Consider the following 24,026-nt stretch of genomic DNA (forward strand, 5'->3'; position numbering starts at 1 on the left):
TGGCGGCCCCGGTCGCGCCCTCCGGGGTGATCCCTCGCACACCGGGACCAACGCGGCGCCGGGCGCGCGGTTACGATCCGTCCATGGCGATCGACGCGGTGATCTTCGACTGGGGCGGCACGCTCACCCCCTGGCACGACATCGAGCTGGGCGAGATGTGGCGGGCGGTCTGCGCCGCCCACCTGGAGCCCGGGCGGGTGGAGGAGGTGGCCACCGCGCTGCTGGACGCCGAGAACGAGCTGTGGCGGCGGCAGAGGGAGGAGCACCGCAGCGCCACGCTGGACGAGCTGTTCGCGCTGGCGGGCGTCGAGCCGACCGAGGCGCTGCTGGCCACCAAGTTCGAGGCGTGGACGCCGCACACGCTGATCGACCCGGCCGCGCCGCCGCTGCTGGCCGCCCTGCGCGAGCGCGGGATCAGGGTCGGTGTGCTGTCCAACACCATGTGGTCGCGCGACTGGCACGAGCGGATCTTCGCGCGGGACGGCGTGCTGGACCTGCTCGACGGGGCGGTCTACTCCAGCGAGATCCCGTGGACCAAGCCGCACGCCAAGGCGTTCCGGGCCGCGATGGACGCGGTGGGCGCGGACGACCCGGCGCGCTGCGTGTTCGTGGGGGACCGGCCGTTCGACGACGTCCACGGCGCGAAGTCGGCGGGCATGCGCGCGGTGCTGGTCCCCAACGCCACCGTCCCCGCATACGCGGACGCGACGCCCGACGCCGTCGTGACGGACCTCGGCGACCTGCTCGCGCACATCGACCGCTGGTCGGCCTGACGGCGCGGACGCCGCGCCCGGCGGATCGTCCCGCTACTCGCCCTCGGGCGCGCCCTTCAGCACCCTGCCCTCCAGCACCTCGTCCGGGACCCTGCCCGCACGGGGCTGTTCGAGCTGGAACTGCTGGGACCGCTGGTGCGCGGTGTCCAGCTGGGCGGCCACCGCCTGGAGCAGCTCCCGCACCCGGTCCTGGAGGCCGGCGAGGTCGGCGCGCGCGTTGACCGCCTCGGCCCGGGCCCGGCGCGCCTGCCGCCGCGCCTCGTCCCGCTCGGCCCTGATCTGGTCGAGCTGGGCGCGGTAGGCGGCGCGCAGCTCCGCGAGGGTGTCGGCGTGGGTGTCCTGGCTGACGGTCATCTGATCTGGTTCCTCCCCCGAACGATCAATCCGTACAAAGGCGACTAACGGTACTCGGGTGGCGGAAGGTTCCCGGTCCAGTAGCCTGCGGGGATGCTCTCCCTCCCCGCCGGCCTGCCCGCCAACTGGGCCCTCGTCGACGTCGAGACCTCGGGCCTCAGCGCCTCCCGCGACCGCGTCCTGTCGCTGGCGGTGGTGACGGCGGGAGCGGACGGCACCCCCCTGTCCGAGTACACCACCCTGCTGGACCCCGGCGTCGATCCCGGGCCCGTCCACATCCACGGGCTCACCCGCGAGAGGCTGCGCGGCGCGCCCACGTTCGACCGGGTCGCCGCGCGCGTCGCCGACCTGCTGGCCGGGCGCGTGATGGTCGCCCACAACGCCCAGTTCGACTACTCGTTCCTGGCCGGGGAGTTCGCCCGCGCCGGGGTGCCGATGCCCGTCGAACGGCGGCTGTGCACCCTCGCGCTCAACCGGCGGCTCGCCCCGCCCACCCCCGACCTGCGCCTGGGCACCCTGGCCGCGCACTACGGCGTGCCGCACGCCCGCGCCCACGACGCGCTGGAGGACACCCGCGCGCTGGCCGGGATCCTGCGCGCCTCCCTGGCCGAGGCGCGGCGGCGCGGCGTGGAGCTGCCGCTGGTGGACTGCACGCCCCAGCGCAGGGACCCCCACCGCGCGCTCCCCAAGACCCCCTGCGCCTACCGCAGCCCCGGCCCGCTGCCCGCCGGCGGCCCCCTCGTCCAGGGCATGAAGATCGCCATCACCGGCGACACCCGCCTGGCGCGCGAGGAGCTGGTCGCGCGGGGCGTGGCCGCCGGGCTCAACATGATGACCTCGGTGAGCCGCCACACCAGCGCGCTGGTGGCCAACGACCCCGGCTCCGGTTCCGGCAAGGCCCGCCGCGCCCGCGCCGAGGGCGTCCCGATCATCGACGAGGAGACGTTCCGCAAGCTGCTGGAGGACGTGCGGCCCGGCGTCCCCCTCGACCGCGCCGACACCGGCCGGACCGTCCCCCGGCCCCGCCCCGCCCACCCGCGCACCCTGCCGCGCGGCGCGGTGTTCGACCTGCCCGAGGCGCCCTGGTGGACGATCGCCGTGAGCTGGGAGCAGCAGGCCCGGGGCGCGGCCGACGTCGTGGCGTTCGCGCTGGACGAGGACGGCAGGGTCGCCGCCGACGGCGACTTCGTCTTCTACGGCGCGCCCGAGAGCACCGACGGCACCGTCCGGCTGTCCACCGACGGCCCCGCCGAGCAGTCGGTCGCCCTCGACCTGGCCGCCCTGCCCCCGGCCGTGCGGCGGGTCGCGGTCGCGGCGGCGATCGACGGGCCCGGGACGTTCGGCGACCTCGGCGCGATCGAGGTCGCCGCCGTGCCCAGCACGCGTTCGGTGCCGCTGGCCCGCGCCACCCTGGACACCGCCACCACCGAACGCACCCTGCTGCTCGCCGAGGTCTACCGGCGCGGCGACGGCTGGCGGCTGCGCCCGGTCGGGCAGGGCCACGGGCACGACCTGCCCGAGCTGGCCCGCTCCTTCGGCGTGGACGTCGAGGACTAGGAGCGCCGGGGCTCGGACCCGGACGGGCCGGGTCCGAGCCCCGGACCTCAGCGGAGCCCGTAGGCCCGGATGACGGTCTGGTCCAGCGAGGTGCCCTCACCGTCGGACAGGCGGACGCGCAGCGAGACGTGCCCGCCGGGCAGCGGCGGGTGGGTGAGCCCGGCCGTCCAGCGGTTGTCGCCGGCCGTGGCCACCTCGGCCGGATGCCAGGTCCTCCCGTCGTCATAGGAGGCCTCCACGGAGGGGCGGCCGAACCGGGGAAGCGTTCCGGGGGTGTGAAGACGCCCGTCGGTGACCCGCAGGGACAGGGCGAACCGGCCGCCCGAGGGCGCGCGGTTGTCCTGGTCGAAGTCCCCCTCGGTGCGCACGGCGAACAGCGGAGGCTCCTCCATCCTCGCCATCGTCGGCGTGTAGGGGAACCTCCACTCGGTCTCGGAACGGGTGCCGAGACCGGTCCAGGACGCGGCGCGTTCCGCGGTGGAGCGCAGGGTGTAGCGGGCCTCGCCGGGGGGTGTGGGGACCTGGACGGTGCCGGAGTCGGAGGACCCGAGCAGCTCGCCGTTCCGCCACAGCGACGTCCGCGCGGTCGTCGGCCGGCTCAGGTGGTCGACGGCGTCGGGTGTCGCGAACGGTCTCGCCCGGAAGGCCATGGGGCCGTTCCCGACCTTGCGCGCACCCCCGCCGAGCGTGCCCGGCGCGGCGGCGTTCCAGTGGCGGGTCCTCCGGCCCGGCTCGCCGGTGGGCAGGGCGGAGACGCCGGTGACGAACCCCGCCTGCTCGTCCTGACCCACCGTCAGGGTCCGGCCCCAGCGCAACGCGGGGGAGGCAGTGTACAGCTCGGTGCGCCGCCCCGGAAGCCGGACGGGGAACTCGCCGTAGCCCGCCCCGAACAGGACGCCGGGGACGGCGGCGACGGATCCGCGCAGCCCGGTCAGCGGCCGGTCGGCGTGGTAGACCGAGTCCACCGCCGCCAGCTCCGTATCCCGGACCCTGCGGTCCAGGCGGCGCGGGATCCGGCCGTCCGACAGATGCTGCAGGTGGTAGGCCCGGGGGCCGTCCGGCTCGGCGAGGTTCGCCACGTGGTAGAAGCCGAACGGGCGTCCGGCGACCTTCGCGGTGGGCCGGGCCGACAGGCCGGTCACCGTCCCGGCGACCGCCACCCCGAACGACAGCGGCGTCCCGGCGACCGTCTCGGTGACGCCGATCTCGTCGGCCCCCGCGCGCACGGCGGTCCGGCTGTCCACCCGGGCCGCGACCCGCCGGGCCCGGCGCGCGTCGGCGGTGATCGTCAGGTCGCGGTCGCCCACCGACAGGTCCGGATAGGAGAACAGCGCCATGTCGGTGTCCCCGGTGGGCACCACGGCGTGCAGCGAGTACCGGCCGGCGGGCACGCGCGCGGCGACGCCGCTCCCGCTGATGTACGTCTCGGCCTGCTTGCCGGTGGCCAGGTCGGTGAGGACGGCCCACGGCGTCGTCTCCACGGTCGTCCCGGCGGGCCTGCCGGTCCGGTCGACGCCGGCCAGCCTGACCTCGCGCAGCGCGGGCTCCCAGACCGCGCCGACCGGCAGCCGCAGCGTCTCCTCGTCCCCCTGCCGGGCCGTCAGCCCGCCCTCGTAGCGGCCCCGGGGGGCCTGTCCGGGCTCGGCGGTGACCGTGGCGTCGGCGGTGCCACCCGCGGGGATCTCCAGCGCGGCCGGGCTGACCGAGAACATCCCGTCCGGGGCGGGCCCGTCCGGTCCGCGCATCCGCAGGGCGAGGTCCAGGCGCACCGGGGCGTCGCCCTCGTTGCGGAACGTCACCCGCTGAGAGGCCCCCGCCCGCCGCAGGTCGAACGAGACGCCGCCCCGGTCGGCCAGGACCCGCTGGGCGACCGCCCGCCCCACGTCGATCCGGCCCGCGCCCTGGGCGAACACCGAGGCGCCCTCCGCCGGCCGCGCGGTGGTCATGAGCGCGGACTTCACCTGGGCGGGCTTCCATCCGGGGTGGCGCTGGAACAGCAGCGCCGCCGCGCCCGCCGCGTGCGGCGCGGCCATGGAGGTCCCGCTCATCGTGGTGTAGCGGTCGCCCACCGGGTCCCCGGCCGACGTCCCTCCGGCGCGCGCGGCGGTGATGTCCACCCCCGGCGCCGTCACGTCGGGCTTGACCGCGCCGTCGCCCGGCCGCGGGCCGCGGGAGGAGAACCCGGCGACACCGTCGTCGGCGCCCGCGGCCCCGACGGTCAGCGCCGACTCCGCCAGGCCCGGGGCCGTCACCGAGCCGTCCCCGCCGGCGTTCCCGGCGCCGACGACGAACAGCGTGCCGGTGCGGGCGGTGAGGGTGTCGACCGCGGCCGACAGCGGGTCGGTGCCGTCGCTGGGGAGCGACGCGCCGATGCTCATGTTCACCACCTCGACGCCCTGCTGCGCGATCCACTCCATGCCCGCGATCACGCCGGAGAAGGAGCCCGCGGCGTTCTCGTCCAGCACCTTGCCCACGACCAGCCGGGCGTCCGGGGCCACGCCCCGGTACCGGGGGTCGGCGACGCCGTCGCCGGTGATCGTCGAGGCCACGTGGGTGCCGTGGCCGTTGCGGTCCCGGACGTCCCCGGAGCCGGTGAAGTCCCGTTCCGCCACCACGGACCCGGCCAGGTCCGGGTGGGCGGCGTCGACGCCGCTGTCCAGGACGCCCACCGTCACGCCCTTGCCGGTGTACCCGGCCCGCCACGCCGACGGCGCGCCGATCCGGGGGACGCTCCGGTCGAGGGTCGCGCGCACCCGGCCGTCCAGCCACACCCGGCCCGTGCCGGACGCCGCCGTCGCGCCGCCGGTCAGCGACGACCGCACCGACGCCCACACCGACGCCGCCCGGTCCTTGCGGGCGGTGACCGCCGCGCCGTTCAGCGCCGCCAGCGGCCGGGTGACCGTCCCGCCCGCCGGGGCGGCGGCCCGGCGGGCGGGCGTCCCGGCGACGATCAGCGGGATGTCCGGGCGCGCGCCGTCGCCGTACCCGCCCCGCAGGAGCCGGGTGACGTCGAACAGCGCGGCGTCCAGGCGGCCCGCCGCGACCAGCGGCGCGGCGTCCGCCGGGACGACCGACAGCTCCGCTCCCCGGCTCCTGCGGTAGAAGGCGACCTTCCCCCGCCCCGCGCCGGGCTCGATCCGCACGAGCGGCCGTCCGCCCGCGTCCTCCCTGACGTGGACGCGGTCGCCGGTGATCAGCGTCACGGTCGCCCGCCCGCCCGCGTCCGGCGCCGCCGGCGGCGCGGCGTGCGCCGTTCCCGCGCCGTACGGGGGCGCCATCGCCATCGCCGCGGCGAGCGCGGCGGTCCCCTTGGCCCATCGCCTCATCGGCAGGGCTCCTCCCTAGTAGTCGATCACTAGGGAGTGGTGCGGGAACGCCGATCGTTTCAGGCCGATCGGATCAGGCGCCCGGCCGCGGCCTGGGGGCCAGCGCCGCGGCGGGCAGCCCCGGGAACGCGCCCGCCCCCGGCGGCCGCCCGATCGCGGTGCGCCAGTGGGCGGCGTTGCCCGCCGACTCCTGCATCGCCCGGGCCGCCCACGACCGCAGCCCCGCGTCCGCCGCGCCCGCCGCCCCCACCAGCGCCGCCACCACGGCGTCCTCCAGGGCGGCGGCCAGCTCGCCCGCCGTCCGGCCCGAGGTGGGCCGCACCGGCAGCCGGTACACCGGGGCCGCCGCCTCGGGCGTCGCCCCGGCGGCGGTGAGCCGCTCGGCCAGCGCGTCGCGGCGCGCGCGGTGGAGGTTCCACATCACCCGGGCCGTGGCCTGGTGGGTGCCGCGCAGCCGCGCGCCCAGCACCCCGTACCCGTAGACCGCCGCGTGCTCGGCCTTCAACGCCTCCTGGAGCGCCGGGACGTCGGTCACGGCCGTCCCCCCAGCGCCACCGCGTGTCCCGCCTCACACGCGCCGATGCTCGCCATCAGCTGCGCCAGCCCCGGAGCGGCCTTCGCGACGGCCGCCAGCCGGGCGGCGGCCGCCCTCGCCTCCGCCTCCCGCAGCGCGGCCAGCGTCTGCGCCGTACCGCGCGGGACCTGCGGGACGCGCGGGGCGGGGACCGCCCCGCCCTCGTCCCGCCGGGGCCCCGAACCGGGCACCAGATGCCGCCGCAGCACCGCCAGATGCTCCCGGTGGTGCGCCAGGGCCGCGTCCAGCCGCCGGGCCAGCCCGGCGTGGGCGCTCCGCGCGGCCTCGTAGAATGCGATCAGGTCCTGTTCGTCCGTGATCGCGGCGACCAGGGCCGGAACGTCCGCGTGCGCCGTCCTGCGAACGGCGCCCGGTGGTTCACAGCCGCTCAGCAGCGGCAGGGCGAACGCGCCGGTGCCCAGCACCGCGCGGCGGGACACGCCGGGAGCGCCCGGCGTGACGGCTTCTGGCAAGCGTGGCTCCTCACCCGACGGCGATGGCGAATCGGTGTCGGACCGGTGCGGCGACGGCGGCCGGTGGGCTCTCCCGCAGGGGCGTCCGACGGGCCGGTCCAAGCATTCCATACCCGGCGCGCCGGTGAGCTGTCCGAAAGACCGCTGAGGTGTCCGGCTGTCGATAGTCTTGAGAGGGCAACGGACACACGGTGGAATCAGCACGACGAGAGGGAGGTCCCATGAGCGTTCGGTCCGATGGCGACGGCGCTCAGCGGGGCCGCGCCGAGGGCGGACGGCTGCCGCGCGAGCAGGCCGTCGCCGAACTGACCCGGCTGCTGGAGCCCGAGGTGGCCCGGGCGGGCTTCGACCTGGAGGAGGTCGACGTGCGCCCCGCCGGCCGCCGCCGGCTCGTGAAGATCGTCGTGGACGCCGACGGCGGGGTGAGCCTGGACGACGTCTCCGACCTCAGCCAGGCCGTCTCCGAGATGCTGGACGCGTCGGACGTGATGGGCACCGCGCCGTACGTGCTGGAGGTGACCTCGCCGGGCGTCGACCGCCCCCTCACCGAGCCGCGCCACTGGCGCCGCGCCGCCGGGCGGCTCGTGGTCGCGCCACTGACCGAGGGCGGCCAGATCGAGGGCCGCGTCGTCGAGGCCGACGACACCTCGGTCGTGCTCGATGTCGTCGCCAGGCCCGCCAAGGGCAAGGGCGGACCCAAGGCCGGGAGCAAGCCCGTGCGGCGCACCTTCGCCTACGCGGAGCTGGGGCGCGGCCGGGTCCAGGTGGAGTTCCGCCGGGCCGACGACGGGGCCGCCCCCGACGACGGCGGGTCGGCCGACACCGCCGGGGCCGACGAAACGCGTTCTCCGGCCGAGCCGGAGTAGAGGGGGGAGCCTCGTGGACATCGACATGACCGCGCTGCGCAGCCTGGAGAGCGAGAAGGACATCTCGCTGGACGTGGCCGTCAAGGCCATCGAAGACGCCATGCTGATCGCCTACCACCGCACCGAGGGCGCCGCGCCCCGGGCACGGGTCGAGCTGGACCGCGCCACCGGGCACGTGACCGTGTGGGCGACCGAGACCGACGACGAGGGCAACCCGGTCCGGGAGTACGACGACACCCCCGAGGGGTTCAGCCGTATCGCCGCCACCACCGCCAAGCAGGTGATCCTGCAGAAGCTGCGGGACGCCGAGGACGAGCTGACGTTCGGCGAGTACGCCGGGCGGGAGGGCGACATCGTCTCCGGGGTGATCCAGCAGGGCAAGGACCCGCGCAACGTGCTGGTCGACCTCGGCCGGATCGAGGCGATCCTCACCCCCGCCGAGCAGGTGCCCGGCGAGGAGTACAAGCACGGCGAGCGCATCCGCGCCTACGTGGTCCAGGTCCGCAAGGGGCACCGGGGCCCGTCGGTGCAGCTGTCGCGCACCCACCCCAACCTGGTCCGCAAGCTGTTCGCCCTGGAGGTCCCCGAGATCGCCGACGGCACCGTCGAGATCGCCGCGATCGCCCGCGAGGCCGGGCACCGCACCAAGATCGCGGTGCGGTCGCGCAAGCCCGGCGTCAACGCCAAGGGCGCGTGCATCGGCCCGCTGGGCAGCCGCGTCCGCAACGTGATGGCCGAGCTGCACGGTGAGAAGATCGACATCGTGGACTGGTCGGACGACCCGGCCGAGTTCGTGCGCAACGCGCTGTCGCCCGCCCGCGTCTCCTCGGTGGAGATCGTGGACGCCGACGCGCGGGCCGCCCGGGTGATCGTTCCGGACTACCAGCTCTCCCTGGCGATCGGCAAGGAGGGCCAGAACGCCCGGCTGGCCGCCCGGCTGACCGGCTGGCGGATCGACATCCGGTCCGACACCGAGCAGCAGCCCGCGGCGCAGCCCGCCGGTACGGGGGAGTAAGCTCGGCGAGTCCGGCGTTTCTGGACCAAGTACGTATCAAGTGCGTCAGGAGAGCATGCGACAGGTCCCGCCGACGCCTCGGCGCGGTAGACTCGGAACCGACGGCCCGGCTGTGCCCATTCGCACGTGTGTGGGTTGCCGGGTTCGTACGGTCAAGTCCGACCTGCTGCGCCTGGTGGTGATCGAGGACGTCATCGTCCCCGACCCCCACGGCCGGCTGCCGGGCCGGGGTGCCCATCTGCATCCCGATCCGGCGTGTCTGGAGCTCGCTGAGCGTCGTCGGGCGTTCCCCCGGGCCTTCCGCCTGGCGGGGCCGCTCGACGCCGGTGTGCTGAGGGACAGGCTTGCGGCGTCCGCGCCGTAGCAGCAGGATGGCCAGGTGGCCGATCAGTAAGCGACGTCTAGTCGGAAGCAGGTCGAGATTGCTATGAGCGCTCGATGAGCACGCCGCGATGAGTACGGCAGGTTAACGACGGTCCGGAGGCCGCACCCCCGGACCGAGTAGGGAGTGTAGTGGCCAAGGTCCGGGTATATGAGCTCGCCAAGGAGCTGGGAGTCGAGAGCAAGGTCGTCATGGCCAAGCTCCAGGAGATGGGCGAGTTCGTACGGTCGGCGTCCTCGACGATAGAGGCGCCGGTCGTTCGCAGGCTTACCGAAGCTTTCAACAACAACTCCGGCAAGTCCGGAGACCGGAAGGTCGCGTCCAAGCGGCCGTCCCCCAAGCCGGGCCCCCAGCCGGGTCCGCGTCCGGCGTCGCCCTCCGGCGGCGCGTCCGATTCTTCCCAGGGGGCCCGTCCGGCCCCCAGGCCGGGTCCGCGTCCGGGCCCGCGTCCGAGCCCGCAGCCGAGCCCGCAGGGCGGCGCGCCCAAGCCGGGCCCGCGTCCGGCCCCGGGTCCGGTGCCGCCGGCGCCGGGCATGCCGGTGGAGCAGCCCGCCGCGGCCGCCGGTCCGCAGAGCGCTCCCCAGAGCGCCCCGCAGGCCGCCCCGCAGGGCGGTCAGCAGGCTCCGTCCGCCCCGCGTCAGCAGGGCGGCCCGCAGGGTGGCCAGCAGGCCCCGTCCGGCTCCCGCCCGCAGGGCGGCGCGCCGAAGCCGGGCCCGCGTCCGTCCCCCAAGCCGGGTCCGCGTCCCGGCCCGCGCCAGGGCCAGCAGGGCGGCGGTCGCTCGCAGGGGCCGCGTCCGGGCAACAACCCGTTCAGCTCGACCAACACCGGCATGGGCCAGTCGCCCAAGCCGGGTCCGCGTCCCGGCCCGCGTCCGGGTCCGCAGGGCGGCGCCGGTGCCGGTGACCGTCCCGGCGGTCCGCGTCCGGCCGGCGGCGCGCCGCGTCCCGGCCCGCGCCCGGGCGGTGCTCCCGGTGCGGGCGGTCCCCGCCCGAACCCGGGCGGCATGTCCCCGCGTCCGGCGGGTCCGCGGCCGAGCCCGATGAACATGCCGTCCCGTCCCGCCAGCGCCCCCGGGCGCGGCGGTCCCGGTGGCGGCGGCGGTGGCGGCCGTCCCGGTGGTGGCGGCGGTGGCCGTCCGGGCGGCGGTGGCGGCGGCGGCCGTCCCGGTGGCGGCGGTCGTCCCGGTGGCGGCGGCGGCTTCGGCGCCCGCCCCGGCGGCGGTGGCCCCGGTGGCGGCGGTCGTCCCGGTGGTGGCGGCGGCTTCGGCCCCCGTCCCGGTGGCGGCGGTCGTGGCCGCGGCGGAACGCAGGGCGCGTTCGGCCGTCCCGGTGGTCGTCCGGCGCGCGGTCGCAAGTCGAAGCGGGCGCGTCGTCAAGAGTTCGAGAACATGCAGGCCCCGGCGATCGGCGGCGTGCAGGCCCCGCGCGGCAACGGCAGGACCATCCGCCTGCCGCAGGGCGCCTCGCTGACCGACTTCGCCGAGAAGATCGGCGCGAACCCGGCGTCGCTGGTGCAGATCATGATGCACCTCGGCAAGATGGTGACCGCCACGCAGTCGGTGGAACCCGACGACCTGCAGCTTCTCGGTGTCGAGCTGGACTTCGACGTCCAGGTCGTCAGCCCCGAGGACGAGGACCGCGAGCTGCTCGAGTCGTTCGACATCGAGTACGGCGAGGACGAGGGCGGCGAGGAGCACCTCCAGACCCGTCCGCCGGTCGTGACCGTCATGGGTCACGTCGACCACGGTAAGACGAAGCTGCTGGACGCCATCCGGCAGGCCAACGTCCAGGCCAGCGAGGCCGGCGGCATCACCCAGCACATCGGCGCCTACCAGGTGCAGACCGAGGTCGACGGCGAGGACCGCAAGATCACCTTCATCGACACCCCGGGTCACGAGGCGTTCACCGCCATGCGTGCCCGCGGTGCCGACACCACCGACCTGGTGGTGCTGGTGGTCGCCGCCGACGACGGCGTCAAGCCGCAGACCACCGAGGCCATCGACCACGCGACCGCGGCCGGTGTCCCGATCGTGGTGGCGGTCAACAAGATCGACGTCGAGGGCGCCGACCCGCAGCGCGTCCGGGCCCAGCTCACCGAGTACGGCCTGATCGCCGAGGAGTACGGCGGCACCACCCAGTTCGTCGACGTGTCCGCCAAGCAGGGCATCAACATCGACGGCCTGCTGGAGTCGATCGTCCTGACGGCCGACGCCGAGCTGGAGCTCAAGGCCAACCCCGACATGCCCGCCCAGGGCACGGCCATCGAGGCCAACCTGGACAAGGGCCGGGGCGCCGTGGCGACCGTCCTGGTGCAGCGCGGCACGCTCCACGTCGGCGACTCCATCGTCTGCGGCGTGGCCCACGGCCGCGTCCGGGCGATGCTCGACGAGAACGGCAACAACGTCGAGGAGGCGGGCCCGTCCCGTCCGGTGCTGGTGCTCGGTCTGACGGCCGTGCCCGGCGCGGGCGACAACTTCCTGGTCGTCGACGACGACCGGGTGGCCCGGCAGATCGCCGACAAGCGCGTGGCCCGCAAGCGCAACGCCGAGCTCCTGCGCTCGCGCAAGAGCACCTCGCTCGAGGACATGTTCAAGGACCTCGAGCGCGGCGAGCGGGACGAGCTGCTGCTCATCCTCAAGGGCGACGTCTCCGGTTCGGTGGAGGCCCTGGAGGACTCGCTCCTCAAGATCGATGTCGGGGAGGAGGTCTCCCTGCGCGTCATCCGCCGCGGTGTGGGCGCGATCACGCAGGACGACGTCAACCTGGCGCTGGCGTCCGAGGGCGCGGTCATCATCGGCTTCAACGTCCGGCCCGAGCGCAACGCGCAGGAACTGGCCGACCGCGAGGGCGTGGACATCCGCTTCTACTCGGTCATCTACCAGGCGATCGAAGAGGTCGAGGCGGCCCTCAAGGGCATGCTCAAGCCGGAGTTCGAAGAGGTCCAGCTCGGTACCGCCGAGATCCGCGCGGTCTTCAAGGTGCCGCGGATCGGCAACGTCGCCGGCTGCATGGTCCAGTCCGGGGTCGTCCAGCGCAACGCCAAGGCGCGCCTGCTGCGCGGCGGCGTCGTGGTGAGCGACAACCTCACCGTCTCCTCGCTCCGCCGGGAGAAGGACGACGTCACCGAGGTCCGCGAGGGCTTCGAGTGCGGTATCGGCATCGGCTACCAGGACATCAAGGTGGACGACATCATCGAGTTCTTCGAGATGCGGGAGAAGCCCCGCACCTGAGACCCGAGGTGAAGGACGGCCGGCCCGGTGACCACCGGGCCGGCCGCCCGCCCCGCGGTCCGGCTCCCCGCCGGGCCGCAGGGCCCGTCCCACCGGGCCGAAAACCAGTGACGCGACGCCAGGTTGATCTTCTAGCCTGGCGTCGTGCCATGTCGGCGGCCGGACGCGGCGTCCCCGAGACGCCGCGGGACGCGGTGTTTCGAACCGGTGACGGACCGGGAACACTCCGCCATCCCGCCGTCGTTCCACATCCAGAGAAATCCGAGGTGATCGTCCAGGTGTACGTGGGAGCGCTGACGCTCGACCTGCTGCTGGGTGACGTGCGTTCGCTCAAGCAGAAGCGGGCGGTGGTCCGGCCCATCGTCGCGGAGGTGCGCAAGCACTTCCCGGGGGTGGCCGTCGGCGAGACCGGCGAGCAGGACCTGCACCGCAGGGCCGAGATCGGGGTGGCGGTGGTGTCCGGGACCGCCGAGAACGCCCACCACGTCATGGACCAGTGCGAACGGCTGGTGGCCGGTCGCCCGGAGATCGAGCTGCTGTCGGTGCGGCGGCGGCTCTTCAACGACGAGGACTAGCGTCCTGGTCCCAGACCGAGAAAGGGGGGTGCGATCATGGTGGACGCAGCGCGGGCGCGTAAGCTCGCCGACCGCATCCAGCAGATCGTGGCCGAGATGCTGGAGCGGCGGATCAAGGACCCGCGGCTCGGCTTCGTGACCGTGACCGACACCCGCATCACCAACGACCTGCGGGACGCCACGGTGTACTACACGGTCTACGGCACCGAGGCCGAACGGGCCGACACCGCGGCGGCGCTGGAGAGCGCCAAGGGCGTCATCCGGGCGGAGGTCGGCCGCAAGACCGGCGTCCGGCACACCCCGAGCCTCACCTTCGAGCTCGACTCGGTGATGGAGAACGCCGCGCACATCGACGACCTGCTGGCCCAGGCGCGGGCCCGGGACGCCGAGGTGGCCAGGGCCGCGCAGAGCGCCCAGTGGGCCGGGGAGGCCAACCCCTACAAGGAGCCCGCCGTCGACGACGAGGACGCCGACGAGGACGGGTACGACGGAGAGGGCGACGCGACCCCCGGGCGCGCCTCGTCATGACGGCCCCGGTCACCGGTGGCGGCCCGGCCACGCGTGGCGACCGGTGGCCCGGCCTCGACTGGGACCGGGCCGTCCGGCTGGTCGACCGGGCGGAGGAGATCTGCCTGGCCTGCCATGTCGCGCCGGACGGGGACGCCCTCGGCTCCATGCTCGCGCTCGCCCAGGCCCTGCGGGGGCTGGGCAAGCGCGTGCTGGCCTCGTTCGGGGAGCCGTTCCGGGTTCCGGCGAGCCTGCGGTTCCTGCCCGGGCAGGAGCTGCTGGTGGAGCCGGGCATGATGCCCGCCGCCCCGAAACTGATGATCACGCTGGACGCGGCCAGCACGGCCCGGCTCGGCTCGCTGGCGGCCAACGCCGACCGCGCCGCCGAGCTGATCGTCGTGGACCACCACGCCTCCGGCGGCGGGTTCGGGACGGTGCGGCTGGTGGACCCGGCCGCCGCCGCGACGGCCGTGCTGGTGGACGAGCTGCTGCGGCGGCTGGACGCGCCGCTGACCGCCGACGTCGCGCAGGGCCTGTACGCGGGGCTGGCCAGCGACACCGGCTCGTTCAAGTACTCCTGCACCACCCCCCGCGACCACGACCTGGCGGGACGGCTGCTGGAGGCGGGGGTGCGCCCCGCCGAGGTCAGCCGCGAGCTGTGGGACCGCGCCCCGTTCGGCTACCTCCAGGTGCTGGCGGGCGCGCTGGCGCGGGCCCGCCTGGAACGCGACGCCGCCGGGGGTTTCGGCCTGGTCTGGACGACCATCGGCCGCGCCGACCGCGACGTGCGGGGCGTCCCCTACGACCAGCTCGAAGGCGTGATCGACCAGTTGCGCCGCACCGACGAGGCCGAGGTCTCGGTGGTGTGCAAGCAGACCGACGAGGGCGACTGGTACGTCTCGACCCGCTCCAAGGGGCAGGTCGACGTCGGCGAGGCGTGCGTGGAGCTGGGCGGCGGCGGCCACCGCACCGCCGCGGCGTTCACCGCCGCCGGGGACCCGTCCGACATCATCGACCGGCTGCGGGCGGCGCTGCGCGCGCCGGGCCCCGCCGACCCCAACGACCGGAGCGACGACCAGTGAACTCTGTCTCGGGCCTCGTCATCGTGGACAAGCCCGCCGACTGGACCTCCCACGATGTGGTGGGCAGGCTGCGCCGGCTGGCGCGGACCCGCCGCGTCGGCCACGCGGGGACCCTCGACCCGATGGCGACCGGCGTGCTGGTGATCGGCGTGGAGAAGGCGACCCGCCTGCTCGGCCATCTGGCCCTCACCGAGAAGGGCTACGACGCCACGATCCGGCTCGGGCAGGCCACCAACACCGACGACGCCGAGGGCGAGGTCACCGCGACCGCCTCGGCCGCGCACGTGACCGACGAGGCGCTGCGGGCCGGGATCGCGCGGCTGACCGGGGAGATCCAGCAGATCCCGCCGCAGGTCAGCGCCATCAAGGTGAACGGCGAACGCGCCTACAAGATGGCCCGCAAGGGCGAGGAGGTCGAGCTGCGGGCCCGTCCGGTGACGGTGTCGGAGTTCCGGGTCACCGACGTGCGGCGGACCGGGGAGTTCGTCGACGTGGACGCCTCGATCGCCTGCTCGTCGGGCACCTACATCCGGGCGCTGGCCCGCGACCTGGGTGCCGGTCTGGGCGTCGGCGGGCACCTGACGTCGCTGCGGCGCACCCGCGTCGGCCCCTACGACCTGGGCATGGCCCGCACCGTCGACCAGCTCGCCGAGAGGATGGAGATCCTGCCGATCGCCGAGGCGGTGACGGCGGCGTTCCCGCGCCGCGACGTGACCGAGGACGACGCCCGCAGGATCGCCCACGGCGGGCGGCTGGCGGCGGCCGGCCTGGGGCCGGGGCCGGTAGGGGTGTTCGCGCCCGACGGGACGTTCCTGGCGCTGGTGGAGGAGCAGGGGCGGCAGGCGAAGCCGCTGGCGGTCTTCGTCTGAGGTCCCCTTGAGGCCCCTCGTCCGGCGGGGCCGGGGCACGGCGTTCCGCGCCCCGGCCGTTCAGCGCGTCAGGACCCGGCGGGGACCACGGTCGCCTCGACCCTGATCTCGCCCGCCCTCGCGAAGCGCAGGACCAGCGGGACCGTCCGGCCCTCCCTGATCCCCTCGGGCTTCATCAGCATCAGGTGCAGGCCGCCCTTCTCGAACCGGACGGTGCCCCTGGGCACCGGAACGGTCTTCACCTGCTCCATCCTCATCGAGCCGTGGCCCATCTCCATGCGGTGCATCTCCACCGACCCGGCGGCGGGGGAGGAGACCCCGGTGAGGGTGTCGGGGGCGCCGTCGTTGGTGAGGGTGAGGTAGCCGGCGGTCACGTCCGGGGCGGACGGGACGCGGACCCGCGCGTCGCTGACGGCGATCTCGGCCTTGCCGGGGTCGCCGGGACCGGCGGCGTCCTCGCGGGCCAGCAGCGTCCGGAGGTCCCTGGCCATGTCGGCGCTGCCGAACTGGTAGGGGAACATCAGCTTCCCGGAGCCGTCGGGGCCGTAGACCATCACGTTGCTGCCGTGCGACACCTGGTAGTTCCCCCTGGCGTCGGCGGGCGGCGGGGTGATCGACACCTTGGCGTCGGCGGCGGCCTTCTGGATGTCCTTCGTCGGCCCGGTCAGGCCGACGAACGACGTGTCGAAGCGGCCGAGGAAGTCCTTGAGGACCTCCGGCCTGTCGCGGCGCGGGTCGGCGGTGACGAACACCACCTGGGTCCTGGCACGCTCCCGCGGCGACAGCAGCGACATGGCCCCGGCGGCGTCGGCCATGGTGGTGGGGCAGATGTCGGGGCAGTGCGTGAACCCGAAGAACAGCAGCGTGACCTTGCCCCGGGCGCGTTCGGCCAGGGCGTGGGGCTTGCCGTCGGTGCCGGTGAGCGTCACCTGGGGGATCTTGTACGAGGCGGGCAGCCGCGTGGCCTTGTAGGGCGAGGCGGGCGCGGCGGCCTCGACGGCGGGCCGCTGCTGGCCGCCGCAGGCGGTGGCGGCCAGCGCGCCGACCAGGCCGAGCCCGGCCAGCAGGGAACGAACGGACGTGCGCATGCGGAACTCTCCACGGGTCGGAAAGGGAAGTCAGGAGGCGTGGGTGGAGAGCCGCCCCGGCGGGCCGCGCCGGACCAGCACGTGGCGCAGCGGGGGCCGCGCCGGAGGCGGGAGCGCGCCGCGCCGCCGGGCCACGGGGCGCGGCGGCGGCGTCACGGCCGGGAGGACCAGCGGCCGCCGGAGCACCCCGGCGGCGATCCGGCGCGCCAGCGACCACAGCGCGGCCTCGCCATGCCGCAGCCACCACGCCGCGGCCAGCGCCGCCAGCAGGTGGGCCAGCGTCATCGCCGGGCCGTCGTGGGCCGGGCGTTCGGCGAGACCGGCCCCCGCGTGGTGGACGGCGCCCGCGGACGCCCGCGTGAACAGCGCGTGCAGCCCGAACTGCGCGCCCAGCAGGCCGCCCAGGATCGTCGCGAAGGAGCGTTCGGTCCCCGCCAGCAGCGCCGAGAACGCCGTGACCAGCGCGAACCCCAGCCCCACCGTCCCGGTGGGCACGGCGGAGCCCGCCGCGTAGGCGTGTCCGGCGGTGGTCAGGGCCAGGCAGACCGTGGCGAAGACCACCGCGCGGGCCAGGCGCGGCAGGGGGCGTGCGGGCGGGTGCTGGGGCATGGCGGCGTCGATCTTCGCACGTCGTGGCGTCAGAGGGCGAAATCGGCCTGGACGGCCCGGTGGTCGCTGCCCGGGGTGTCCACCGTGCCCGCCCGCACCGGCCGCACGCCCCGGTACAGGATGTGGTCGGGGCGGGTCAGCGGGAACGAGGCGGGCCAGGTGAAGCCGAAACCGCGGCCGGCGTCGCCCTGCGCCTCCCGCAGCGGCGGCACCAGCGCGCCGAGCTTGCGGTCGGTGGTGGCGGTGTTGAGGTCGCCCAGCACGAGCAGGCGTCCGGCGGCGCCCTCGGCGCGGACGGCGGCGGCCAGCCGGTCCATGGTCATGTCGCGTTCGGCGGTCCGGCCGGGGCGGGCCGAGCCGAGATGCGCGACGATCACGGTCAGGTCGCCGCGCCCGGTGCGCACCGTGGCGCGCAGCGCGCGCGGCCAGCCCAGGCCGAGCGGCACCGCCCGGGCGTCGCGCAGCGGGAACCGGCTCCACAGCCCGACGGTGCCCTTCACCACGTGGTGCGGGTAGGTCCGGTCGAGGGATCCGGGGTGGCGCCCGCCCGGCATCTCCTGCAACGCCAGCAGGTCGGCCCCGGTGTCGAGCAGCCGGGAGATGGTCGCGGCCGGGGAGGGGTTGCCCGCGTACATGTTCTGGCTGACCGCGCGCAGGTCGCGGGAGCCGCCGGAGGAGGGCGCCAGCGCGGTGCCGAACATGGCGGTCCAGACGGCGGCGGGCAGCGCCACCGCCGCCGCGCCGCGCCCCGACCGCCGCAGCGCGGCGGCCGCCAGCAGCATCGGGACGCCGGCTCCCAGCCAGGGCAGCGCGGTGTCGAGCAGCGTCCCCGCCGCGCCGGGCACCAGCCGGTGCCCGGCCAGCAGGAGCGCCAGCGCGACCGCCGCCACGGCGATCACGGTGCCGCGGCGGCCACGGGAGGGGGACGGGGGACGGGCGCGTCCGGCGGGGAGCTCGTCACCCCGCGTTCCGGTCGTGGTCGGGAGGGTCACCCCGCCGACGCTACCCGCGCCCCGGCGGTGCCAGTGCCCGCCCGTCCGGCACCGACCCCGGGGGCTACCGGCGAGTAAACTACGCGGTGCGGCACCGCCGGGCGGGACGGCCCCTCGGTCACCCCATCCGGCGCGGCATGGCACCCTTGAGGGCGAGCAGGACCCGAGCAGGCAGTTCCTACACAGGGAGAGCATGGTGCGGCGCTGGCATGGCCTCGACGAGGTTCCCGCCGACTGGGGCAGGTCGGTCGTCACCATCGGCGTGTTCGACGGGGTGCACCGCGGACACCAGCGGATCGTCGCCGACGCCTGCGCGCAGGCGGCCGAACGCGGCATGCGGTCGGTGGTCATCACCTTCGACCCGCACCCCGACGAGGTGGTCCGCCCCGGCACCCACCCGCCGCTGCTGACCACCGCCCGCCGCCGCATCGAGCTGCTGGAGCGGCTGGGCGCCGACGCCGTCGCGGTGGTGCCGTTCACCCTGGAGCTGTCGCGGACGCCGCCGGACGAGTTCGTCCGCCAGGTCCTCGTGGAACGCCTGCACGCCGCGCACGTCATCGTCGGCGAGGACTTCCGCTTCGGGCACCGGGCCAAGGGCGACGTGGCGCTGCTGAAGGAGCTCGGCGCCAAGTACGACTTCACCGCCGAGGGCGTCCCCCTGGTCGCCAACGGCGACACCATCTCCTCCACCCTCATCCGCGGCAGGCTGGAGACGGGCGACGTGGCGTCGGCCGCCCACGCCCTGGGCCGCCCGCACCGCGTCGAGGGCGTCGTGGTCCGCGGCCACCAGCGCGGCCGCGCGCTGGGCTTCCCGACCGCGAACCTGGAGACCCGGCCCCACACCGCGATCCCCGCCGACGGCGTCTACGCGGGCTGGCTGGTCTGCGACTCCGACCGCTACCCGGCGTTCCGCTGGCCCACCGCGATCTCGATCGGCACCAACCCGACGTTCGAGGGCGCGGGCGAGCGCACCGTCGAGGCGTACGCGCTGGACCGCACGGACCTGGACCTGTACGGCGAGCACATGGCGGTCGACTTCACGGCCCGCATCCGCGACACCCTCAAGTTCGACTCGATCGAGGCGCTGGTCGAGGAGATGCACCGCGACGTGGACCGGGCGCGCGAGCTGACCGCGGAAGGCTGACCGTAGAGGACTGACCTCGCGGGGCTGACCTCCGGGATCCCGCCCGCAAATCCGCGCCCCGGTCAGGTGTGAGATCCCGCCGGGTGGGGAAGGAGCCTTCCACGACGCGCGGGAATGACCACCGGGCCACCGGTGTTATACCTGGTGACAACAGGGCGTTTCACTCTGTGACCAGGGGTCTTTCCGGCATGGTACGGTGAAGAATCGCCGGGAAGAGCCCCGGTGCGGTCGGCTGCACCCTCATGCGGCCGGCCTCTTTCCTCACACGCACCATGCGGACCCGTGTGTTCGACCGGGATCTGCGGGTGACGATCTCACTGAAGGAGCCACGTGTCGCTCGACACCGCCACCAAGAACAAGATCATCGCTGAGTACGCGACCACTGAGGGTGACACCGGATCCCCGGAGGTCCAGGTCGCGCTGCTGACCCGTCGGATCAACGACCTGACGGAGCACCTGAAGGAGCACAAGCACGACCACCACAGCCGTCGTGGTCTGCTGCTGCTGGTCGGCCGTCGCCGCCGGCTCCTGAAGTACCTGCAGAACAAGGACATCAACCGCTACCGGCAGCTGATCGAGCGCCTCGGTCTGCGTCGCTAGCACGGCGAGGGAGCGGCTCATGCGAGCCGCTCCCTCTCTTTGTGCCCCTCGGGGCCGTATAAATGAACACAGGGCCTCCGCGGACACCGTCGGTGCGGCCGGTCCTCGGTAGTGGCCTCCGGATCCATCGGCGATCCGGACGCTTCGATCGAAGACCGGCACTGCGCGACCTCAGGACGGGTAACGACCTCGGAGGCGGACAACCCGAAAAACCTGGAGGTTTTCGTGACCGATGCTCCGCGCATCGACGGTGCCCTGAGCACCGAAGCCGTGATCGACAACGGGTCCTTCGGCACCCGTACCATCCGCTTCGAGACGGGCCGCCTGGCCCGGCAGGCGGCCGGCTCCGCCGTCGCCTACCTCGACGACGAGACCATGGTCGTGTCGGCGACCACCGCGTCCAAGAAGCCCAAGGACAACCTGGACTTCTTCCCGCTGACCGTCGACATCGAGGAGCGGATGTACGCCGCCGGGCGCATCCCCGGCTCGTTCTTCCGCCGCGAGGGCCGCCCCTCCGAGGACGCCATCCTCACCTGCCGCCTGATCGACCGGCCGCTGCGCCCCTCGTTCACCAAGGGCCTGCGCAACGAGATCCAGATCGTCGGCACCATCATGGCGCTGCACCCCGACGACCTGTACGACGTCGTCGCCATCAACGCCGCGTCGATGTCCACCCAGCTCGCCGGCCTGCCGTTCTCCGGCCCGATCGGCGGCGTGCGCGTCGCGCTGATCGACGGCCAGTGGGTCGCGTTCCCGCGCCACTCCGAGCTGGAGCGCGCCACCTTCGACATGGTCGTCGCAGGCCGTGCCCTGGAGGACGGCGACGTCGCGATCATGATGGTGGAGGCGGAGTCCACGCTCGGCACCCTCAAGCTGGTCACCGAGGGCGCCGCCGCCCCGACCGAGGAGGCCGTGGCCGAGGGCCTGGAGGCCGCCAAGCCGTTCATCGCCGAGCTGTGCCGCGCCCAGAGCGCGCTGGCCGCCGAGGCCGCCAAGCCGGTCGCCGAGTACCCGATCTTCCTGGACTACCAGGACGACGTGCTGGAGGCCGTCACCGCGGCCGCCCGCACCGAGCTGGCCGAGGCCCTCACGATCGCGGGCAAGCAGGAGCGCGAGACCCGCCTCGACGAGCTCAAGGCCGGCACCGCCGAGAAGCTGGCCGCCGACTTCGAGGGCCGCGAGAAGGAGGTCTCGGCCGCCTTCCGCGCGCTGACCAAGAAGCTGGTCCGCGAGCGGATCGTCGCCGAGGGCGTCCGCATGGACGGCCGCGGCGTGAAGGACATCCGCCAGCTCAACGCCGAGGCCCGCGTGATCCCGCGGGTGCACGGCTCGGCGCTGTTCGAGCGCGGCGAGACCCAGATCCTGGGCGTCACCACGCTGAACATGCTCCGCATGGAGCAGATGATCGACACGCTGAACCCCGAGCGCACCAAGCGCTACATGCACAACTACAACTTCCCGCCGTACTCCACCGGTGAGACCGGCCGGGTCGGTTCGCCGAAGCGCCGCGAGATCGGCCACGGCGCGCTCGCCGAGCGGGCGCTGCTGCCGGTGCTGCCGACGCGCGAGGAGTTCCCCTACGCGATCCGCCAGGTGTCGGAGGCCCTCGGGTCCAACGGCTCCACCTCCATGGGCTCGGTCTGCGCCTCGACCATGTCGCTGCTGGACGCGGGCGTGCCGCTGAAGCAGATGGTCGCCGGCATCGCGATGGGCCTGATCCACGAGGGCGGCGAGTACGTCACCCTGACCGACATCCTCGGCGCCGAGGACGCGTTCGGCGACATGGACTTCAAGGTCGCCGGCACCCGCGACCTGATCACCGCGCTCCAGCTCGACACCAAGCTCGACGGCATCCCCGCCTCGGTGCTGGCCGCCGCGCTGAAGCAGGCCAAGGGCGCCCGCCTGGCGATCCTGGACGTCATGCAGGAGGCCATCGAGGGCCCGGCCGACATGTCCCCGTTCGCGCCGCGGATCATCACCATCAAGGTCCCGGTCGACAAGATCGGCGAGGTCATCGGCCCCAAGGGCAAGATGATCAACTCGATCCAGGACGACACCGGCGCCGACATCACGATCGAGGACGACGGCACCATCTACGTCGGCGCGACCGACGGCCCGTCCGCCGAGGCGGCGCGGCAGGCGATCAACGCGATCGCCAACCCGCACATGCCCGAGGTCGGCGAGCGCTACCTGGGCACCGTCGTCAAGACCACGACGTTCGGCGCGTTCGTGTCGCTGCTGCCCGGCAAGGACGGCCTGCTGCACGTCTCGCAGATCCGCAAGCTGCACGGCGGCGCCCGGATCGAGAACGTCGAGGACGTCATCAAGGTCGGCGAGAAGATCCAGGTCGAGGTGACCGAGATCGACCAGCGCGGCAAGCTGTCGCTGGTCCCGGTCGAGGTCGTCGAGCGCGAGTCCGCCGCCAAGGAGGGCGACGACGCCGCCCCGGCCGAGGCCGACGGCGACGACGCCCCCGCCGAGGGCGGCGCCGAGGCCAGGTCCGAGGCCCGCGACGGCGGCGAGAAGCGCGCCCCGCGCCGCCGCCGCACCCGCCGGTCCGGCGACGACTCGGGACAGCGCAACTCCTGACCCCGGTCCCACGTCCGAACCGACCGGTCCGTCCCGTCAGGGGGCGGGCCGGTCGGCCCGTTTCCACCGATTGCGAGCACACGTGACCCTCCCGGCGCGGGCCCAGGAGCCCGGCACCACCTCCACCCTCCACCCCGGATCGGACGGCGCGGGCGTGGTCCGCCGCACGGTGCTGCCCGGCGGCCTGCGCGTCATCACCGAGACGATGCCGACCGTGCGGTCGGCGGCGTTCGGGATCTGGGCCGGGGTCGGGTCACGCGACGAGGACCCCGCCGACGCGGGCGCCAGCCACTACCTGGAGCACTCGCTGTTCAAGGGCACCACGCGGCGCACCGCCATGGAGATCTCGGCGGAGGTCGAGGCGGTCGGCGGCGACATCAACGCCTTCACCGCCAAGGAGTACACCTGCTACCACGCCCGCGTGCTGGACCGCGACCTGCCGCTGGCGGTGGACGTCATCTCCGACATGGTCACCGGCGCGCTGAACCGGCCCGAGGACGTCGAGGCCGAACGCGGCGTGATCCTCGAAGAGATCCACATGCAGGAGGACGAGCCCGGCGACCTGGTCCACGACGAGTTCGCCGCCGCGCTGTTCGGCGACACGCCGCTGGGCCGCCCCATCCTGGGCACCGAGGACTCCATCAACGCCCTGTCGCGCGACCGCATCCACGGCTACTACCGCCACCACTACGTCCCGCCGAACCTGGTGGTGTCGGCCGCCGGGAACCTCGACCACGACGAGGTCGTGGCGCTGACCGAACGCGCGTTCGCGGCCGTGCTGCACGGCGACGCCCGGCCCGCCGCGCCCCGCATCGGCGGCGAGACCGTCCCCCTCGGCCCGCGCACCCGCGTGATCGGCCGGGACACCGAGCAGGCGCACCTGGTGCTGGGCGGCCCCGGCCTGCGCCGCACCGACGAGCGCCGCTTCGCGCTCGGCGTGCTCAGCGCCGTGCTGGGCGGCGGCATGTCGTCGCGGCTGTTCCAGGAGATCCGCGAGCGGCGCGGCCTGGCCTACTCGGTCTACAGCTACACCTCGCAGTACGCCGACACCGGCCTGTTCGGCGTGTACGCCGGGTGCCAGCCGGAGAAGGCCGACGAGGTCCTGGCGATCTGCCGCGAGGAGGTCGCCCGCGTCGCCGGGCACGGCCTGACCGGGGAGGAGCTGGCACGCGGCAAGGGCCAGCTCCGCGGCGGCACCGTGCTGGGCATGGAGGACACCGAGTCGCGGATGAACCGGCTGGGCCGCAGCGAGCTGGTGTACGACGCGCTGCTGTCGGTGGACGAAATCCTGGCCCGCATCGACGCGGTCACCCTGGACGACGTGCGCGCCGTCGCCGCCGACGTGCTGGGCGGGCCGCAGAGCCTCACGGTGATCGGGCCGTTCGGCGAGCACGACTTCGACCTGTAGGCGGGGCGCGGGC

At 74.6% G+C, this 24,026-nt stretch carries 21 protein-coding genes; 14 read left to right on the forward strand and 7 right to left on the reverse strand.

Annotated features, from left to right (window positions below; genetic code table 11):
- The first annotated feature begins 83 nt into the window (after nt 1–83).
- Nucleotides 84–773 (forward strand): HAD family hydrolase, encoded by a 690-nt coding sequence (locus HNR61_RS05850; protein WP_182841983.1) that lies wholly within the window; start codon nt 84–86, stop codon nt 771–773.
- Between the two features lie 33 nt (nt 774–806).
- On the opposite strand, the gene HNR61_RS05855 is transcribed toward HNR61_RS05850, so the two are convergent.
- On the reverse strand, nt 807–1,127 hold the full coding sequence (locus HNR61_RS05855; protein WP_182841984.1) for a hypothetical protein: 321 nt from the start codon (nt 1,125–1,127) through the stop codon (nt 807–809).
- A 93-nt stretch (nt 1,128–1,220) separates the two neighbouring features.
- Between HNR61_RS05855 and HNR61_RS05860 the strand changes: the two genes are divergently transcribed.
- Complete coding sequence (locus tag HNR61_RS05860) at nt 1,221–2,684, forward strand: TerD family protein (RefSeq protein ID WP_182841985.1); 1,464 nt, start codon at nt 1,221–1,223, stop codon at nt 2,682–2,684.
- A gap of 47 nt (nt 2,685–2,731) precedes the next feature.
- On the opposite strand, the gene HNR61_RS05865 is transcribed toward HNR61_RS05860, so the two are convergent.
- From HNR61_RS05865 to HNR61_RS05875, 3 genes are all read right to left on the reverse strand, one after another.
- Nucleotides 2,732–6,010: a S8 family serine peptidase gene (locus HNR61_RS05865; RefSeq protein WP_182841986.1), complete on the reverse strand. Its 3,279-nt coding sequence runs from the start codon at nt 6,008–6,010 to the stop codon at nt 2,732–2,734.
- Nucleotides 6,011–6,083: 73 nt separating this feature from the next.
- On the reverse strand, nt 6,084–6,545 hold the full coding sequence (locus tag HNR61_RS05870; protein ID WP_182841987.1) for a DUF4439 domain-containing protein: 462 nt from the start codon (nt 6,543–6,545) through the stop codon (nt 6,084–6,086).
- Nucleotides 6,542–7,057 carry a hypothetical protein gene (locus tag HNR61_RS05875; RefSeq protein WP_220508905.1) on the reverse strand — a complete coding sequence of 172 codons (516 nt, stop codon included), beginning with the start codon at nt 7,055–7,057 and terminating at the stop codon, nt 6,542–6,544. Before HNR61_RS05875 ends, HNR61_RS05870 begins: the two co-directional genes overlap by 4 nt.
- A 221-nt stretch (nt 7,058–7,278) precedes the next feature.
- Between HNR61_RS05875 and rimP the strand changes: the two genes are divergently transcribed.
- The 8 genes from rimP to truB all read left to right on the forward strand — a co-directional run bounded on the left by rimP (nt 7,279) and on the right by truB (nt 15,583).
- Nucleotides 7,279–7,923 carry a ribosome maturation factor RimP gene (rimP, locus tag HNR61_RS05880; RefSeq protein ID WP_182841988.1) on the forward strand — a complete coding sequence of 215 codons (645 nt, stop codon included), beginning with the start codon at nt 7,279–7,281 and terminating at the stop codon, nt 7,921–7,923.
- Nucleotides 7,924–7,936: 13 nt separating this feature from the next.
- Nucleotides 7,937–8,938: a transcription termination factor NusA gene (nusA, locus tag HNR61_RS05885; protein ID WP_067820478.1), complete on the forward strand. Its 1,002-nt coding sequence runs from the start codon at nt 7,937–7,939 to the stop codon at nt 8,936–8,938.
- Between the two features lie 55 nt (nt 8,939–8,993).
- Complete coding sequence (locus HNR61_RS05890) at nt 8,994–9,302, forward strand: YlxR family protein (RefSeq protein WP_182841989.1); 309 nt, start codon at nt 8,994–8,996, stop codon at nt 9,300–9,302.
- A gap of 149 nt (nt 9,303–9,451) precedes the next feature.
- Nucleotides 9,452–12,550, forward strand: coding sequence for a translation initiation factor IF-2 (infB, locus tag HNR61_RS05895; protein ID WP_182841990.1), 3,099 nt, complete (start codon nt 9,452–9,454; stop codon nt 12,548–12,550).
- 278 nt (nt 12,551–12,828) lie between these two features.
- Entirely contained in the window at nt 12,829–13,125 is a 297-nt protein-coding gene (locus HNR61_RS05900; RefSeq protein ID WP_182842319.1) for a DUF503 domain-containing protein, read from the forward strand.
- 36 nt (nt 13,126–13,161) lie between these two features.
- Complete coding sequence (gene rbfA / locus HNR61_RS05905; RefSeq protein ID WP_067820488.1) at nt 13,162–13,653, forward strand: 30S ribosome-binding factor RbfA; 492 nt, start codon at nt 13,162–13,164, stop codon at nt 13,651–13,653.
- Nucleotides 13,650–14,714 carry a DHH family phosphoesterase gene (locus tag HNR61_RS05910; RefSeq protein ID WP_182841991.1) on the forward strand — a complete coding sequence of 355 codons (1,065 nt, stop codon included), beginning with the start codon at nt 13,650–13,652 and terminating at the stop codon, nt 14,712–14,714. Before rbfA ends, HNR61_RS05910 begins: the two co-directional genes overlap by 4 nt.
- The gene (gene truB / locus HNR61_RS05915) at nt 14,711–15,583 is read left to right on the forward strand and encodes a tRNA pseudouridine(55) synthase TruB (RefSeq protein ID WP_182841992.1); all 873 of its coding nucleotides are present in this window, start codon (nt 14,711–14,713) and stop codon (nt 15,581–15,583) included. Before HNR61_RS05910 ends, truB begins: the two co-directional genes overlap by 4 nt.
- 68 nt (nt 15,584–15,651) lie before the next feature.
- On the opposite strand, the gene HNR61_RS05920 is transcribed toward truB, so the two are convergent.
- Genes HNR61_RS05920 through HNR61_RS49840 form a run of 3 tightly spaced genes read right to left on the reverse strand, consistent with a single transcriptional unit; the run spans nt 15,652 to nt 18,272 of the window.
- Nucleotides 15,652–16,671, reverse strand: coding sequence for an SCO family protein (locus tag HNR61_RS05920; RefSeq protein WP_182841993.1), 1,020 nt, complete (start codon nt 16,669–16,671; stop codon nt 15,652–15,654).
- Nucleotides 16,672–16,701: 30 nt separating this feature from the next.
- The gene (locus HNR61_RS05925) at nt 16,702–17,280 is read right to left on the reverse strand and encodes a hypothetical protein (protein ID WP_182841994.1); all 579 of its coding nucleotides are present in this window, start codon (nt 17,278–17,280) and stop codon (nt 16,702–16,704) included.
- Between the two features lie 29 nt (nt 17,281–17,309).
- Complete coding sequence (locus HNR61_RS49840) at nt 17,310–18,272, reverse strand: endonuclease/exonuclease/phosphatase family protein (RefSeq protein ID WP_220508907.1); 963 nt, start codon at nt 18,270–18,272, stop codon at nt 17,310–17,312.
- Nucleotides 18,273–18,468: 196 nt separating this feature from the next.
- On the opposite strand from HNR61_RS49840, the gene HNR61_RS05935 reads away from it, so the two are divergent.
- From HNR61_RS05935 to HNR61_RS05950, 4 genes are all read left to right on the forward strand, one after another.
- Nucleotides 18,469–19,416 carry a bifunctional riboflavin kinase/FAD synthetase gene (locus tag HNR61_RS05935; RefSeq protein ID WP_182841996.1) on the forward strand — a complete coding sequence of 316 codons (948 nt, stop codon included), beginning with the start codon at nt 18,469–18,471 and terminating at the stop codon, nt 19,414–19,416.
- A gap of 330 nt (nt 19,417–19,746) precedes the next feature.
- On the forward strand, nt 19,747–20,016 hold the full coding sequence (gene rpsO / locus HNR61_RS05940; RefSeq protein WP_067831764.1) for a 30S ribosomal protein S15: 270 nt from the start codon (nt 19,747–19,749) through the stop codon (nt 20,014–20,016).
- A 243-nt stretch (nt 20,017–20,259) separates the two neighbouring features.
- A complete protein-coding gene (locus HNR61_RS05945; protein WP_182842320.1) occupies nt 20,260–22,605 on the forward strand; it encodes a polyribonucleotide nucleotidyltransferase in 2,346 nt (781 codons plus the stop codon).
- A gap of 82 nt (nt 22,606–22,687) precedes the next feature.
- Complete coding sequence (locus HNR61_RS05950) at nt 22,688–24,013, forward strand: M16 family metallopeptidase (protein WP_182841997.1); 1,326 nt, start codon at nt 22,688–22,690, stop codon at nt 24,011–24,013.
- Nucleotides 24,014–24,026 lie beyond the last annotated feature (13 nt).

It is taken from the genome of Actinomadura kijaniata (assembly GCF_014138665.1).
Taxonomy (GTDB): domain Bacteria; phylum Actinomycetota; class Actinomycetes; order Streptosporangiales; family Streptosporangiaceae; genus Spirillospora; species Spirillospora kijaniata.